We start from the raw sequence: 206 nt of genomic DNA on the forward strand, positions 1-206 counted from the left end.
GTCGACGGCTCGTCCACGTGCAGGGTCCTGGGCAGCACACCGTGCCGCATCGCCTGCACCATCTTGATCACACCCGCCACACCCGCAGCCGCCTGCGTGTGACCGATGTTCGACTTGACCGACCCCAGCCACAACGGCCGTCCCTCGGAGCGCCCCTGACCGTACGTCGCCAGCAGCGCCTGCGCCTCGATCGGGTCACCCAGCGT

General features: G+C 69.4%; 1 pseudogene. It reads right to left on the reverse strand.

What is annotated here, in order from left to right:
* Nucleotides 1-206, reverse strand: a pseudogene (locus UK12_RS36165) (polyketide synthase); the annotation flags it as partial.

Source organism: Saccharothrix sp. ST-888, assembly GCF_000955975.1.
Lineage (GTDB): Bacteria > Actinomycetota > Actinomycetes > Streptomycetales > Streptomycetaceae > Kitasatospora.